Origin of the sequence: Arthrobacter sp. SLBN-53 (assembly GCF_006715585.1) — a bacterium.
Lineage (GTDB): Bacteria > Actinomycetota > Actinomycetes > Mycobacteriales > Mycobacteriaceae > Mycobacterium > Mycobacterium neoaurum_A.
The window spans coordinates 2,751,615-2,765,684 of sequence record NZ_VFNN01000001.1 but is presented as its reverse complement, the minus strand read 5'-3'; the positions used below and the strand labels follow the sequence as shown (position 1 = coordinate 2,765,684).

Annotated in this window: 13 protein-coding genes; 8 read left to right on the top strand and 5 right to left on the bottom strand. The window is 68.9% G+C overall.

The features are described from left to right. Window positions 1-26 precede the first annotated feature (26 nt). The gene (locus FBY28_RS13290) at window positions 27-413 is read left to right on the top strand and encodes an SRPBCC family protein (RefSeq protein WP_141867457.1); all 387 of its coding nucleotides are present in this window, start codon (window positions 27-29) and stop codon (window positions 411-413) included. A 68-nt stretch (window positions 414-481) separates the two neighbouring features. Next, on the top strand, window positions 482-1,726 hold the full coding sequence (locus FBY28_RS13285; protein WP_141867456.1) for a glycosyltransferase: 1,245 nt from the start codon (window positions 482-484) through the stop codon (window positions 1,724-1,726). A gap of 14 nt (window positions 1,727-1,740) precedes the next feature. On the opposite strand, the gene ilvD is transcribed toward FBY28_RS13285, so the two are convergent. Next, the gene (gene ilvD, locus FBY28_RS13280; protein ID WP_141867454.1) at window positions 1,741-3,456 is read right to left on the bottom strand and encodes a dihydroxy-acid dehydratase; all 1,716 of its coding nucleotides are present in this window, start codon (window positions 3,454-3,456) and stop codon (window positions 1,741-1,743) included. A gap of 78 nt (window positions 3,457-3,534) precedes the next feature. On the opposite strand from ilvD, the gene FBY28_RS13275 reads away from it, so the two are divergent. Together FBY28_RS13275 and ricR are read left to right on the top strand one after the other, a co-directional pair. After that, complete coding sequence (locus FBY28_RS13275; RefSeq protein WP_141867452.1) at window positions 3,535-4,122, top strand: DUF305 domain-containing protein; 588 nt, start codon at window positions 3,535-3,537, stop codon at window positions 4,120-4,122. Between the two features lie 3 nt (window positions 4,123-4,125). Continuing rightward, window positions 4,126-4,419: a copper-sensing transcriptional repressor RicR gene (ricR, locus tag FBY28_RS13270; RefSeq protein WP_141867451.1), complete on the top strand. Its 294-nt coding sequence runs from the start codon at window positions 4,126-4,128 to the stop codon at window positions 4,417-4,419. Between the two features lie 6 nt (window positions 4,420-4,425). Here the strand turns inward: ricR and FBY28_RS13265 are convergent, their stop codons facing one another. Further along, on the bottom strand, window positions 4,426-4,740 hold the full coding sequence (locus FBY28_RS13265; protein ID WP_141867449.1) for a thiamine-binding protein: 315 nt from the start codon (window positions 4,738-4,740) through the stop codon (window positions 4,426-4,428). A gap of 52 nt (window positions 4,741-4,792) precedes the next feature. Between FBY28_RS13265 and FBY28_RS13260 the strand changes: the two genes are divergently transcribed. Both FBY28_RS13260 and FBY28_RS13255 read left to right on the top strand, forming a co-directional pair. Continuing rightward, window positions 4,793-6,037 (top strand): MFS transporter, encoded by a 1,245-nt coding sequence (locus FBY28_RS13260; RefSeq protein WP_216847664.1) that lies wholly within the window; start codon window positions 4,793-4,795, stop codon window positions 6,035-6,037. A 54-nt stretch (window positions 6,038-6,091) separates the two neighbouring features. Then, window positions 6,092-7,084: a L,D-transpeptidase gene (locus FBY28_RS13255; protein WP_141867445.1), complete on the top strand. Its 993-nt coding sequence runs from the start codon at window positions 6,092-6,094 to the stop codon at window positions 7,082-7,084. Between the two features lie 216 nt (window positions 7,085-7,300). On the opposite strand, the gene FBY28_RS13250 is transcribed toward FBY28_RS13255, so the two are convergent. Continuing rightward, the gene (locus FBY28_RS13250; RefSeq protein WP_141867443.1) at window positions 7,301-9,259 is read right to left on the bottom strand and encodes a M13 family metallopeptidase; all 1,959 of its coding nucleotides are present in this window, start codon (window positions 9,257-9,259) and stop codon (window positions 7,301-7,303) included. A gap of 39 nt (window positions 9,260-9,298) precedes the next feature. On the opposite strand from FBY28_RS13250, the gene FBY28_RS13245 reads away from it, so the two are divergent. Both FBY28_RS13245 and FBY28_RS13240 read left to right on the top strand, forming a co-directional pair. Further along, window positions 9,299-9,862, top strand: coding sequence for an Rv1363c family protein (locus FBY28_RS13245; RefSeq protein WP_216847663.1), 564 nt, complete (start codon window positions 9,299-9,301; stop codon window positions 9,860-9,862). Further along, window positions 9,859-10,548: a hypothetical protein gene (locus FBY28_RS13240; RefSeq protein ID WP_141867440.1), complete on the top strand. Its 690-nt coding sequence runs from the start codon at window positions 9,859-9,861 to the stop codon at window positions 10,546-10,548. Before FBY28_RS13245 ends, FBY28_RS13240 begins: the two co-directional genes overlap by 4 nt. A gap of 25 nt (window positions 10,549-10,573) precedes the next feature. Here FBY28_RS13240 and FBY28_RS13235 read toward each other — a convergent pair whose 3' ends face one another. Together FBY28_RS13235 and FBY28_RS13230 are read right to left on the bottom strand one after the other, a co-directional pair. Next, window positions 10,574-11,059 (bottom strand): hypothetical protein, encoded by a 486-nt coding sequence (locus FBY28_RS13235; RefSeq protein WP_216847662.1) that lies wholly within the window; start codon window positions 11,057-11,059, stop codon window positions 10,574-10,576. Beyond that, window positions 11,056-14,034 (bottom strand): MMPL family transporter, encoded by a 2,979-nt coding sequence (locus FBY28_RS13230; protein WP_286178035.1) that lies wholly within the window; start codon window positions 14,032-14,034, stop codon window positions 11,056-11,058. Before FBY28_RS13230 ends, FBY28_RS13235 begins: the two co-directional genes overlap by 4 nt. Between the last annotated feature and the right edge of the window lie 36 nt (window positions 14,035-14,070).

Below are 14,070 nucleotides of genomic sequence, written 5' to 3'. Positions count from 1 at the left end.
CCTCGGCGGTGGGTACCAGCAGAACCGTGTGGACGGCGAAACGAACGGTCGATGCCCCCGCCGACGCGGTGTGGGAGCTGCTCACCGATCTGGACGCGTGGCCGCGGTGGGGTCCCACGGTCGCGCGCGCCGAGCTCGACGGCACCGCCTTCCTGTTGGGCGCGACGGGACGGGTCTGGACACCGGTCGGGGTTCCGCTGCCGTTCGTGATCAGCGAATTCGATCCCGGCCACAGCTGGGGGTGGGATGTCGCCGGCGTACCGGCCACCCAGCACGGTGTCGAACCGCGACCCGGCGGCGGCTGCACGGTGTGGATGACGGCGCCGTGGTGGGCGCCGGCCTACCTGCCGGTGTTGGAGGTGGCGGTACGCCGCATCGAGTCCATGGCCGCCAGGAAGCCGTTCACGAACTGACCCGATCCACTGTGGGCGGTGCCGCGAATGACAATTGACGTGGCCGACACAGTGGAGGGAGTCCTGGCATGGCGGTGATCCTGGCGTACACCGCGCCGGCGCTGGGGCACCTGTATCCGTTCTGCGCGCTGCTCACCGAACTCGCCGGCCGGGGTCACCGCATCCACGTGCGCACTCTCGCCGACGGCACCCGGCTGTGCCGGCGGCTCGGGTTCGCCGTACAAGCCGTGGACCCGGCGATCGAGGCGGTCGAACACGACCACGACGAGGCCGATGTCTCAGTGCTGCGGGCCGCCACCGACACCGTGCGGGTGCTCACCCGCCGCGCCGCCCTGGAAGTCGCCGATATCCGGCGCGCGGTCGAGACGGTGCGCCCAGATGTGGTCATCGTGGATTCCAACTCGTGGGGCGCGATCTCCTACCTGGAGACCGGCGATGTTCCCTGGCTCGTCCTGTCTCCCTTCACCCCCTACCTGCGGGCGCCCGGCCTGCCGCCGTTCGGTGCGGGCGCCCGGCCGTGGCGAGGTCCGTGGGGCCGCATCCGCGACCACGGCATCGCGACGGTCACCCGCCGGGTCTTCGACCGGCCCTTCGCCACCGGACTCGCCCCGGTCCGCGCCGACCTCGGGCTGCCCGCCGTGCAGACCGCCGATGAGCTGCTGCGTCGCGCACCGGCGGTCCTGGTGGCCACCGGCAAACCCTTCGAGTACCGGCAGACCGAATGGGGGCCGAAAGTCCACCTGATCGGCCCCGCGGCGTTCGATCCGGTGGGCGATCAGGAGCCGGACTGGCTCGCCGATATCGACCGGCCCATCGTCCTGGTGACCACATCCTCGGTCCCGCAGGCCGACACCCGGCTGGTGGGTGCGGCGATCGAGGCGCTCGACGGACTGAACCTGCATCTGGTGGCGACGTCGCCGGCCGGTCCGGTGCCCACCCAGGACCGGACCGGTGTCACCCTGGCCAGGTTCGTCCCGCATTCGCTGCTGCTCACCCGCGCCGTCTGCGTGGTGACCCACGGCGGCATGGGCATCACGCAGAAGGCACTCAGTCGCGGCATACCGGTATGCGTCGTGCCGTTCGGGCGAGATCAGTTCGAGGTGGCCCGCCGCGTGGAGGTCGCCGGCTGCGGAACCCGGTTGCCCGCCCGCCGGCTGACCCCGGACCGGTTGCGCACCGCCATCCTCGACGCGATGTCGATGACCGGCGGTGCGGCCGCCGTCGCCCGCGGTTTCGCCGATACCGGGGGAGTGCCCCTAGGTGCGGACATCGTGGAAGCCCACCTACGCCGCGGCGGCACCGCGGCCAGGTGATCCCCGGCCTGCCGTCAGTTGCAGACCGCGCCCACGGCCGCGGACTGCACCAGCTTGGTGTACTTGGCCAGCACGCCGGTGGTGTACCGAGGCGGCAGCGGCTCGAAACCTGCCTTGCGGGACTCCAATTCGGCCTCGTCGACCAGCAGGTCGAGGGTGCCGTTGGCGACATCGAGGCGGATCCGGTCACCGTCGCGCACGAAGGCGATCGGGCCGCCGTCGACGGCCTCGGGTGCGATGTGCCCGACGCACAATCCGGTAGTGCCACCGGAGAATCGGCCGTCGGTCATCAACAGGACGTCCTTGCCGAGGCCCGCACCCTTGATCGCGCCGGTGATGGCCAGCATCTCACGCATACCCGGCCCACCCTTGGGGCCCTCGTAACGGATGACAACCACGTCACCGTGGGTGATGGTGCCGTCTTCGAGGGCATCCAGTGCGGCCCGCTCGCGCTCGAAAACCCGTGCCGTGCCCTCGAATACGTCCGAGTCGAAGCCGGCGGACTTGACGACCGCGCCCTCGGGGGCCAGCGAGCCGTGCAGGATGGTGATCCCACCGGTGGGATGAATCGGGTTGTTCATGGCGCGCAGCACCTTGCCGTCGGGGTCCGGCGGCTCGATATGGGCCAGGTTCTCGGCCATCGTCTGACCCGTCACGGTCAGGCAATCACCGTGCAGCAGTCCGGCATCCAGCAACGCCTTCATGACCACCGGCACACCGCCGATCTCGTCCACATGTTTCATCACGTGCCTGCCGAACGGCTTCACATCGGCCAGGTGGGGTACCCGGTTACCGACGCGGGTGAAGTCCGCCAGCGTCAGTTCGACCTCGGCCTCGCGGGCGATGGCCAGCAGGTGCAGCACCGCGTTGGTGGAACCGCCGAAGGCCATGACCACCGCGATCGCGTTCTCGAACGCCTCCTTGGTCAGGATGTCGCGGGCGGTGATACCGCGGCGCAGCAGCTCGACGACGGCCTCGCCGGACCGGGCCGCGTATTCGTCGCGACGTGAGTCGATGGCCACCGGGGATGCGCTGCCGGGCAAGGACAATCCCAGTGCCTCGGCGGCCGAGGCCATCGTGTTGGCGGTGTACATGCCACCGCAGGCGCCCTCGCCGGGACAGATCGCGCGCTCGATGATGTCGACGTCCTCGCGGGACATCAGGCCACGGGCACACGCACCGACGGCCTCGAAGGCGTCGATGATGGTGACCTCTTTCTCGGTGCCGTCGGTCAGCTTCGCCGTTCCGGGCATGATCGAGCCGTTGTAGAGGAACACCGATGCCAGATCGAGGCGGGCCGCCGCCATCAGCATGCCGGGGATCGACTTGTCGCAGCCGGCGAGCAGCACCGACCCGTCGAGGCGTTCGGCCTGCATGACGGTCTCGACGCTGTCGGCGATCACCTCGCGGGACACCAGGCTGAAGTGCATGCCCTCATGGCCCATGGAGATGCCGTCGGAGACCGAGATGGTGCCGAACTCCAGCGGGTAGCCGCCGCCGGCGTGCACGCCACCCTTGACCGCCTGCGCCAGCCGCTGCAGCGACATGTTGCACGGGGTGATCTCGTTCCAGGATGAGCCGACGCCGATCTGCGGCTTGACCCAGTCGTCGTCACCCATTCCGACGGCGCGCAGCATCCCGCGGGCGGCGGTCTTCTCCAATCCGTCGGTGACGTCGCGGCTGCGGGGTTTGATATCGACCCCGGGACGGGCCTGCGGTGCTGAGGGCATGCAGGTAAGTATGCATTCGGCCCACGGCCAGCCCAAACCCCCGCTGATACCCCTCTGGGGTACCGGTAGCCTTGCTGCATGAGACGGGTGCTGGTGCTGGTGGCGGCGATGCTGGCCATCCTTGTGCCGGGCTGTGGCAGACAGGCCGGTGCACCCGAGGCGTCGAGCGCCTCCGCCGCTTCGGCGACATCGCCCGCACCGGGCACTCCGGGGGTCAACGCCATCGATCACGCCTTCGCCGATGCCCTGCTCGCCCAGCGTCCGCGTATCGATCAGATGATCGCGCTGGTGCGCACCAATTCCGATGACCCACGCATGCAGGCGCTCGCCGATGTGCTTGCCGTCAGCGAGAAACAGCAGACCGACACCGTCAACGCCCTGCTGGTGCAGTGGACCGACGGCCGGCAGGGCGGTCAGGGTCCGGTACCGCAGGGGCCCAACCTGTTCGACGAGGGCGCCATGCAACGGCTTGCGGCGCTGCGCGGTCCCGAGTTCGACAGGTTGTGGTTGCAGGCCATGCTCAACCACCACCAGGCCGTCCTGACCATGGCCGCCACCGAGATCCAGGAGGGTCAGGACGCCAACGCCAAGACGCTGGCGCAAGGCATCATCAGCACGCGCCAAGAGGAGGCCGGTCACATGCAGCAACTGTTGGGAGGCGGGTAATCGATGGCCGATGCAGAACACGGCTATTCGCCGCAGAAGGAGAACTACGCCAAGCGGTTGCGGCGCATCGAGGGTCAGGTGCGCGGTATCGCCAAGATGATCGATGACGACAAGTACTGCATCGACATCCTCACCCAGATCAGCGCGGTCAACAGCGCGCTGCAGTCGGTCGCCCTGGGATTACTCGACGAGCACCTCGGCCACTGCGTCACCCACGCGGTCGCCGCGGGTGGTGAGGAGGCCGAGGTCAAGCTTGCCGAGGCGTCGGCGGCCATCGCCCGGTTGGTCCGCTCCTAACCGCCGTCAGACCCGTTCGGCGTTCTCGATCGCGGACTCCAGGCGCGCGAGCTTGCCGTCGAGTTCGCCATCGTGGCCAGGTCGGATATCGGCCTTGAGCACCAGTGAGATCCGGGTACCGAACGGTGCCACCGCCTCGGTGGCACGTTTGACGACGTCGAAGACCTCGTCCCAGGAGCCCTCGATCTCGGTGAACATGCTGGAGGTCCGGTTGGGCAGCCCCGACGCGCGCACCACGCGCACCGCGGCGGCGACGGCCTCGCTGACCGAGCCGTCGGAGCGGCCGGTGCCCGACGGGCTGATGCTGAAGGCGACGATCATCGCGCGTCCTCTCGGGTTCGGGGCGGCCACGGCATTACCGTGGCGTTCCAGCATGACCGTGAAACCGTACGCGCAACTGACGGTGCTCGCGGCCGCCGCGTTCGTCTACGTCACCGCCGAGATCCTGCCCGTCGGGGCGCTGCCTGCCATCGCGGCCGACCTCGACATCGCGCCGGCGACGGTGGGCACCCTGCTGGCCGGCTATGCGTTGATCGCCGCCGTGGCCACCCTGCCGCTGGTGCGCTGGACGGCGCGCTGGCCGCGGCGCCGGGCATTGTTGTTGACCCTGGTGTGTCTGACTGTCGCGCAAGCCCTTTCGATGCTCGCACCGAACTTCGCGGTGCTCTCGGTGGCGCGGGTGCTGTGCGCGCTCACCCACGGTCTGATGTGGTCGGTGCTGGCCCCGATCGCCGTCCGGCTGGTTCCTCCCGGGCACGGCGGACGGGCGACCACGGCGGTGTACGCCGGCACCGCCCTTGCCCTGGTGGCGGGCAACCCGATGACGGCGCTGATATCGCAGGCGTGGGGTTGGCGCGCCGCGGTCGCGGCGGTCACCGTGGCGGCCGCGGCGGTGACGCTCGCCGCGCGGCTGCTGCTACCGATGCTGCCGGCCACCGAGGCGGCCCAGACGCGGTTGGGCGGCCGCCGGTGGTGCCACAACCGCGCGCTGGCCACCCTGTGCGGACTCACGCTGGTCGGCGTCAGCGCGCACTTCATGTCCTACACCTACATCGCCGTCGTCATCGGTGAGGTCACGGGCACCGCCACCGCGCCGGTGCTCGCCGGGTTCGGGGTGGCCGGACTGGTCGCCATGGCCGTGTTCGCCCGCCCGCTGGACCGGTGGCCGCGAGCGGTCCTGATGACCGCGCTGGCAGGGCTGGTCGCCGCGTTCGCGGGGCTGGCGGCCGTGGCCGGTGGCGACCCGCGGCCGGTGCTCGGCGTCGTAGGGATGCTGGCGTGGGGCGCCATGTCGACGGCGCTGCCGCCGATGCTGCAGTCCGCGGCGATCAACAGCGCACCCGAGGACCCCGACGGTGCGTCCGGGCTCTACGTGGCGACGTTCCAGGCCGGCATCGTCGCCGGCGCCCTGGCCGGTGGCGCCCTGTTCGCCGCGGGCGGGCCGTTCGCCGTGCTCAGCGCGTCGGCGGCCTTGACCGCCATGGTGATGATCGCCGTTGCCGCCCTGCCGTGGTTGCTCGCCCCTGTAACGGCAGGACTCACACCGGCGATGAACATCCCAGGTCAGTGGTGCAGGTCGGACGGTGATGAGGGGTCCGTCCGGCCTCGCCAGGGTTAGCCGGTGGACGCGCTGTGCCAGACTGGTCTGCAGATATGCCAGTGGAGGTGACATATGTCGCAGCGGACGAGAAGGAAACTCGCCAGCGCGATCTTGGCGGCCGCAACGGTCGTCGCAGCAGGTATCGGTAGCCCGTCGGCCCTTGCGGAGCCCGTTCCGCCCGCGCCGGCACCCGCGCCGGCCCCGCCCGCATTCCCCAACCCGTTCGCGCCACCGGCTCCGCCCGCGACGCCGACGGCAGCCGATCCGTTCGCCCCGGTCGGTGGACCCGGCGCGCAGCCGTTGCCGATCCCGCCGGGCACCCCGCCCGGACAGAACCCGAATCCGTTCCGCGGTCTGCCGCCTTTCGTGCCGCCGTCGTTCAACCCCGTCAACGGGTCGATCGCGGGTGCGGCCAAGCCGATCTACATCAACTTCCAGCGGCCCATCGCCAACCGGCAGATGGCCCAGGACGCGGTGCACATCACCTCGAACCCGCCGGTGCCCGGCCAGTTCTACTGGGTCACCGATACGCAGCTGCGGTGGCGCCCGCAGGACTTCTGGCCCATCGGCACGGTGGTCAACATCGACGCCGCGGGCACCAAGTCCAGCTTCACCGTGCCCGAGCAGCTGGTGGCCACGGTCGACGACGCCACCAAGACGATGACGGTGGTGCGCAACGGCGAAGTGGAGAAGGAGTTCCCGGTCTCGCTGGGCAAATCCGGCCACGAGACCAAGAACGGCACCTACTACGTGCTGGAGAAGTTCGCCGATATCGTGATGGACTCCTCCACCTACGGAGTCCCGGTGGACTCCGCGGAGGGTTACAAGACCCACGTCAAGGATGCCGTGCGCATCGACAACAGCGGAATCTTCGTGCACGGCGCGCCGTGGTCGGTGGCCGACCAGGGCAATACGAATGTCAGCCACGGCTGCATCAACCTCGCCCCCGCCGACGCCAAGTGGTTCTACGACAACTTCGGTTCCGGTGATGCCGTCGTCATCAAGAACACCGACGGTGGTCTGTACAACCAGCCCGACGGGGCCTCGGACTGGCAGATGTTCTGACGCCGGAGTTCACGCAGAACGGCCCACTTTCCCAGGGAAAGTGGGCCGTTCTGCGTAGATGGGCCGGGGCGAGATCTACCAGGTTTCGGTCTCGTCGGGCAGACGGCCGCGAAGCTGAATCCAGGTAGCTCTGCTGGCACTATCTCCTACCTGAGTGCAGTCCTCGCCGGGCTGATCCTTCGCGGCCTGAAGCCCGGTAGATCCCCGACCGGCCCGCTACCAGATGCGTACGCGCCGTTCGGGTTCGAGGTACAGCTCGTCATCGGTGCCGACCTCGAACGCGTCGTAGAACGCGTCGATGTTGCGGATGACACCGTTGCAGCGGAACTCCGGCGGCGAATGCGGATCGGTGGCCAGGCGCCGGATCGCCTCGGCCTCACGGGATTTGGTGCGCCACACCTGGGCCCAGCCGAACAGCACCCGCTGCACGCCGGTCAGGCCGTCGATCACCGGGGCTTCCTTGCCGCCGAGGGACAGCTCGTAGGCCAGCAGCGCGATGGACAGCCCGCCGAGGTCACCGATGTTCTCCCCGACGGTGAACGCACCGTTGACGTGATGGGAGGAATCCAGTGCCCGCGGGGTGAACTGCTCGTACTGGTCGATCAATGCCGTTGTGCGCTGCCCGAATTCGGTGCGATCGGCATCGGTCCACCAGTCGACCAGATTACCGTCACCGTCGTATTTGGCGCCCTGATCGTCGAAGCCGTGCCCGATCTCGTGACCGATCACCGCGCCGATACCGCCGTAGTTGGCGGCGTCATCGGCCTCGGCGTCGAAGAACGGTGGCTGCAGGATCGCGGCAGGGAACACGATCTCGTTCATACCGGGGTTGTAGTACGCGTTCACCGTCTGCGGGGTCATGAACCACTCGTCACGGTCCACCGGGCCGCCGAGCTTGGCCAGGTCGCGGTCGTATTCCAGGGCGTACCCGCGCCGGTAGTTGCCGTACAGGTCACCCGCGTCGATCACCAGCGCCGAATAGTCCCGCCACTTCGCCGGGTAACCGATCTTCGGGGTGAACTTGTCCAGCTTCTCCAGCGCGCGGGTGCGGGTCTGCGGGGTCATCCACGGCAGGCTGGTGATGCTGACCCGGTACGCCTCGCGCAGGTTGGCCACCAGCTCGTCCATCCGGGACTTGGCCTCCGGCGGGAAGTGCCGTGCCACGTACAGCTTGCCGACGGCGTCGCCCATCAGGCTCTCGACCAGGCCGACGCCGCGCTTCCAGCGGTCCCTGATGGCCTCGGTCCCCGACAGCGTGCGCCCGTAGAACGCGAAGTTCTCGGCCACCAGGTCGTCGGTCAGCAACGAGGCACGCGCGCTGATCAGCCGCCAGCTCAACCACTGCTTCCACACCTGGAGGTCTTCGCCCGCCCACAGCGCGGCGAACGCCGTCAGGTAATCCGGCTGGCGGACCACCACCTCTTCGGGGCTCGCGCCCAACGCGCCGACCCAGCCCGCCCAGTCGAATCCGGGCGCTTCGGAGGGCAACTCGGCGAAGGTGCGCAGGTTGTAGGTCAGGTCGGCATCACGGCGCTTGACGACATCCCAGTGCGCCGCGGCCAGCTTGGTCTCCAGGTCCACGATGCGGCGCGCCGTCGCGGCATGGTCACCCTCTCCGTGGACGAGGGTGAGCATGCGGGCGATGTGCTCGGGGTAGGCGGACAGGATGGCGGCATGGGCGGGGTCGCGGTAGTACGACTCGTCGGGCAGGCCGAGCCCGGACTGGGAGATGTGCAGCAGATAGCGGGTGGAGTCCTTGGAGTCGGTGTCCACATACACCCCGGCACCGCCACCGACGCCGGTGCGCTGCAGGGCGCCCACCACCGCTGCCAGTGCGTCCCGGTCGGCCGCGGCGGCGATGGTGTCCAGCTCGGCGCGCAGCGGGGCCACGCCGACCTGTGCGACGGCGGCCTCGTCCATGAACGACGCGTAGAGATCGCCGATGCGCTGGGCATCGGGTCCGTCGGCCGCCGAAGCGGAGGTGATGATGTCGCGTACCTGTTCCTCGGCGCGGTCGGCCAGGGTGCGGAAGGCACCGTCGGTGGCGCGGTCGGCGGGGATCTCGTAGTCGGCCAGCCAGCGCCCGTTGACGTGGCCGAACAGGTCGTCCTGGGGACGCACATCGGCGTCGACGTATCGCAGATCGATGCCGGAGCGGAGTTCTGTAGACGTCACACTCTCATGGTGCCAGAGCTCACCGGTAGCCTCACGGCCATGCCCGAAGAGCAAACCAGGGTGCTGTCCCGTTACGGCATCGCCGGCATCGTGTTCGGTGTGATCGCCCTGGCGGCCACGGCGCTCGGCGTCATGGTGTGGACCGGACACCGCGCCGACGTGGCCGAACGTACCCACCAGAGCGAGGTCCTGCAGGCGGCGGTGGACTGGACCGCGCTGCTGATCAACATGAACTCCGAGAACGCACCGCAGAATCTGCAGCAACTGCGGGACGGCACCGTCGGCCAGCTCAACGTCGATTTCGACGCCACCATGACACCGTTCGCCGATCTGGTCGGCAAGCTGAAGTCACAGACCGTCGGCCAGGTCGAGTCCGTCTCGATCGAGTCCATGCACCGGGTCCCCGACGGCGCCAAGGACACCGACGCGCCCCCTGCCGAGCTCGCCACGGTGGCATCACGCACCGACACGGTGCTGGTGGTCGCCACCTCGGTCAGCCAGAACGCCGGCGCCCAGCCGACCACGGTGCGCTGGAATCTGCGCCTGGGTGTCTCCGATGTCGACGGCTCGCTGCTGATCTCGCGACTGGAGACCATCCGATGATCAACCGGGTACGGGTCGCGGGCGTCGACATCCTGGCGCCGGCGTTGGCGATCCTGGCGCTGGTGTTCATCGGCAGTGCGCTGGACTGGCCGCGCTGGTGGGTGGCGGTGTGCACGGCGCTGTGCCTACTGATCGTGCAGGGCGTGGTGGTCAACGCGGTGCTGTTCCGCCGCGACGGGGTCACCGTGGGCACCGATGACGACGGGCCGCTGTTGCGGCTGGGGGTCGTGGCGACCGCCACCGTCCTCGCGGTCGCGGCCGTCTTCGTCGGCTACATCCGGTGGACTGTCCCCGACCGCGACCTCGGCCGTGACAGTGCCGAGGTCGTCGGCATCGCCAGCAGCGTCGCGGAGGCCTCGGCAACGTTCAGCCCGAGCAGCCCGAACACCGGCATCGACCGTGCCACCGCGTTGATGTCGCCGGAGCGGGCCGAGAGCTACCGCAACGAATTCCAGGCCGTGGCAAAGGATCTGACCAGCCGCAACGTATCCGGTCAGGCGCAGACGGTATCGGCAGGGGTGGAGGCGATCGGTCCGGCAGCGGCCAGCGTGGCCGTCGTCATGCGCGGCACCCAGAACACCCCGGGCAAACCGGCCGATATCGCGGTGCTGGCACTGCGGGTCACGCTCGCCAAGACCGACGGCACGTGGCTGGTGACCGACGTGACGCCGATCAACGCCCGCTGAGGTCAGCCCCGGTGAACGTCTGAGCTCAGCGTTCGGCGGAGGCCTGAGCGCGCTGGGCGCGGATCCTGGCGAACCGGTCGGAGAGCCTGCGCATCCGGATCATCAGGGTCGCCGGTGGCGAGCCGTTCTCTTCGAGCCATCCGGTGAGGTCCTCGCTGGGCACCCCGATCCGCGAGGCGAATTCCGGAACGCCGAGACCGGACCGTTCCAGTAGTTCGCGGATGTGCCGGGATACCTCGGAGCGCTCATTGGCCTCCAGATGTGCCCGGGCCTTGTCCAGCACCTCGGCGAGTGCCTTGGACACCCCGTACGGGTGCGCGGTGTCGAGGACCTCTTCGACCTGGCGCGCGGTGCGGCCGAACGGATCCCGCTTGATGGCCGCGGCGATGCGCTGCCATACCGCAAGATCGTCATTGTCCAGGGCGGCGCGAATGGCCGAGGTGGGCCAGAATTCGACGGGCCGTCCGTCGGCCGCCGGGGACATGTCAGTGGGCTGCGCTGCCACCGTCACCTCGCCTCCTCCAGCTCTGTTCTGTCGAGCATCGCCACCGCCACCGACAGGCATCGTTGCCGAACCTGGTCCCAATCGGTCTCGGCCGGTGCCGGAGCGTCCGGGTCGTCCGAAGGCCGTGGGTCGGCAAGCCTGCGGACGAGCTGGGTGGCGACCCAGTGCGCCCGAGGGCGCTGTCCACAGTAATACCGGTCCATGCCGGTCAGGACGCGGGCCGCGGTGTCGGTCTCCATCGAGTCGACCAGTCGGGCGAACTCCGCGAAGTCGCGGCTGGTGTTGCGGCACATCAACAGATAGCTCTTCATCCGCAGTGTCTCGGCGCCGGTCGGGATGAGCAACCGGTCGCCGGTGGGCAGCTGCACGGTGGTCGCCTCGATCGGGCTGCGGCGCTGGACGGGCAGCCTCTCGGAGTCCGATGCGGTCTCCAGCGCGTCGAGCGCGACGTTGATCCGGCCGCGCCACATCGTCACCGGGTGCACGGGCCGGGGGATCGAACCGGTGGAGGTGATCGTGGGCAGCCGTCCGGACAGCCGGCGTTCCCCCGGGGCGGGTCCGCAGCCGGTGAAGGCCAGCGGATCGGGGACCACCACGGTCTGTGGGGCCAGGCGCTTGAGCTTGGCGGCGGACTTGACCACCATGCGCAGATCGGCACCGGGGGCGGCCAGGGCCGTCTCGGGCACCAGCACCAGGTCGCTGATGTCGACCTTGGGCAGCGGCTTCTCGAAGTCCACCGACGGCAGGATGCGGTCCAGCCAGCGCGGCAGCCACCAGTTCCATTCGTCGAACATCGCCATCAACGCGGGCACGAGGACCAGCCGCACGATCGTGGCGTCGACCGCGATGGCCGTCGCGCAGGCGACACCGATCTGGGCCACCAGCGGCATACCGGCGAAGGCGAATCCGATGAACACCGCGATCATGATCAGCGCCGCGCTGGTGATGGTGCGCGCGCTGGTGGAGATGCCGTAGGCGACCGCGTCGCGGGTGTTGTTGGTGATCAGGAAGCGTTCCCGGATGCGGGTGAGCAGGAAGATCTCGTAGTCCATCGAGAGACCGAACGTCATCGCCAGCACCAGCGGGGGCACCGTGCTGTCCAGCGACTCCAACGGGGCGAACCCGAGGTCCTCCAACCAGCCCCACTGGAAGACGACCACCAGGCTGCCGTAGGCGGCCGCGACCGACAGCACGGTCATCAGCACGCCCTTGAGCGCCAGGAACACCGACCTGATCGCGATCAGCAGCATCACGAAGGCGATGACGGCGACGAAGACGAACACCCACGGCTGGGCCATGGACACCTGGTCGTCGAAATCCTTGATCAGCGCGGTCGGTCCCCCGACGTCGATCTGCGCGTTGCCGATGTCGAGTTTGGGCAGCTCGGTGCGCATCCAGTCGACCGCATCGCGGGCCCGGAAGTCCTCGGGGTCGACCGTGAGCACTGCCGACAGCAGCGCACTGTCGTTGTCCTTGCCGATCACCGGCGGTGTCACGGCCGCCACATCGGGTCCCTCGGCCATGGTGCGTCCCACGGTGGCCAGCGCGGCCTGCGCGGCGGGGCCGTCGGCCTGCCCGTCGGGGAAGGTGACCATCACCCGCACCGGGCCCAGGGCGCCGGGACCGAGCGCCTCGGCGGCGGCGTTCACCCCGCCGCGGATCTCGTGACTCGGGTCGAACTGGCGCAGCATGCTGTTACCGAGGGTCATCCCGAAGGCGGGGGCCGCCATCACCAGCAGCATCACCGCGGCGAACGTTGCCGACACCCACGGTCGGCGCATGACCGCACCGATCCAGCGCGTCCAGAAGCGTGACTGGGTGGTGTCCGGGCGCCGGGACCAGTTCAACAGCCTGGACCGTTTGGCCGCCGAGCGGCCGAAGGTCGCCAGCACGGCAGGGATCAGGGTGGTCGAGGTCAGCACCGCGACCGCCACCGCGAGGATGGCTCCGGTGGCCATCGATTCCAAGATCGGGGTGTTGATCAGATAGATGCCACTGACCGAGGCGATCACCGTCAGGCCCGACAGCACGACCGCCAGCCCCGAAGTAGCCATCGCCCCGTCGATGGCCTGCGCGGAATCGCGTCCGGCCCGCAGCTCCTCCCGATAACGCATCAGGATGAACAGCGAATAGTCCACCGCCACCGCGATGCCGAACATGGACACCGTCGAGGTGGCGAACACCGACATGGCCATCACATGGGACAGCAGGAACACCACGCCCATGGTGACCACCACGGTGCAGATGCCGAGTAGTAGCGGCATCGCGGCCGCGGCCAGCGACCCGAAGACCGCCAGCAGGATGATCAGGACGACCGGTGCGTTCCACTTCTCGGCCTGCGCGATGTCATGTTTGGTGGCTTGTTGCGCGGCGGCGCCGAGCGCGCCCTGGCCGATGACGTAGAGGCGGACCTTGCCGTTGTCGGACAGTCCCGCCTGCTCACCTTCGATGCCGACCTTGTCACGCAATTGGTTGGCGATGTCGACCGCGCCGCTGTTGTTGAAGTCCACCTTCAACTGCACGACATAGGGCCGGTCGGGGGCGGGCGGCGGTTGCCGCGGGTTGGGTGCCTCGGTGACCGAGGGCACTTCCCCGGCGATGCTTCGCAGCTGCGCGACGGCCTCGTTCATATCCTCGAAGGACGCGTCCGCGCGCGGCACCGCCACCAGCGCCAGCGGTGAGGCGCCCTGGTCCGGGAAATCTTCTTCGAGCTGGTGCTGAAGGTCCAGCGATTGCGATCCCGCGACCTCGAACCCGCCGCCGGTGAGCCGGTCGGAATGGTTGATGGCCAGGTATACGGAGGGCACGAGAAGCAGCACCCATACGACAAACACCGCCCAGCGATATCTGCGCAGGCTGCTGCTCAAGCGCATCATGAACTGCTGGATGGCGCCCCTGGCCTTTCTCCCCGGATGCTGGTAAGCGAGAGCGTACCGCAGCTTGCTGTGCGGTGAACGGTGCCCGATCAGGGTTGTGACCACCTCGCAACGTCCGCCCCTCGGCGCCACCTGCGAGTT

Coding starts and splice junctions, on each gene's coding strand:
- FBY28_RS13285 (WP_141867456.1), top strand. CDS start 482: ATGGCGGTGATCCTGGCGTACACCGCGCCGGCGCTGGGGCACCTGTAT.
- ilvD (WP_141867454.1), bottom strand. CDS start 3,456: ATGCCCTCAGCACCGCAGGCCCGTCCCGGGGTCGATATCAAACCCCGC.
- FBY28_RS13275 (WP_141867452.1), top strand. CDS start 3,535: ATGAGACGGGTGCTGGTGCTGGTGGCGGCGATGCTGGCCATCCTTGTG.
- ricR (WP_141867451.1), top strand. CDS start 4,126: ATGGCCGATGCAGAACACGGCTATTCGCCGCAGAAGGAGAACTACGCC.
- FBY28_RS13265 (WP_141867449.1), bottom strand. CDS start 4,740: ATGATCGTCGCCTTCAGCATCAGCCCGTCGGGCACCGGCCGCTCCGAC.
- FBY28_RS13260 (WP_216847664.1), top strand. CDS start 4,793: ATGACCGTGAAACCGTACGCGCAACTGACGGTGCTCGCGGCCGCCGCG.
- FBY28_RS13255 (WP_141867445.1), top strand. CDS start 6,092: ATGTCGCAGCGGACGAGAAGGAAACTCGCCAGCGCGATCTTGGCGGCC.
- FBY28_RS13245 (WP_216847663.1), top strand. CDS start 9,299: ATGCCCGAAGAGCAAACCAGGGTGCTGTCCCGTTACGGCATCGCCGGC.
- FBY28_RS13240 (WP_141867440.1), top strand. CDS start 9,859: ATGATCAACCGGGTACGGGTCGCGGGCGTCGACATCCTGGCGCCGGCG.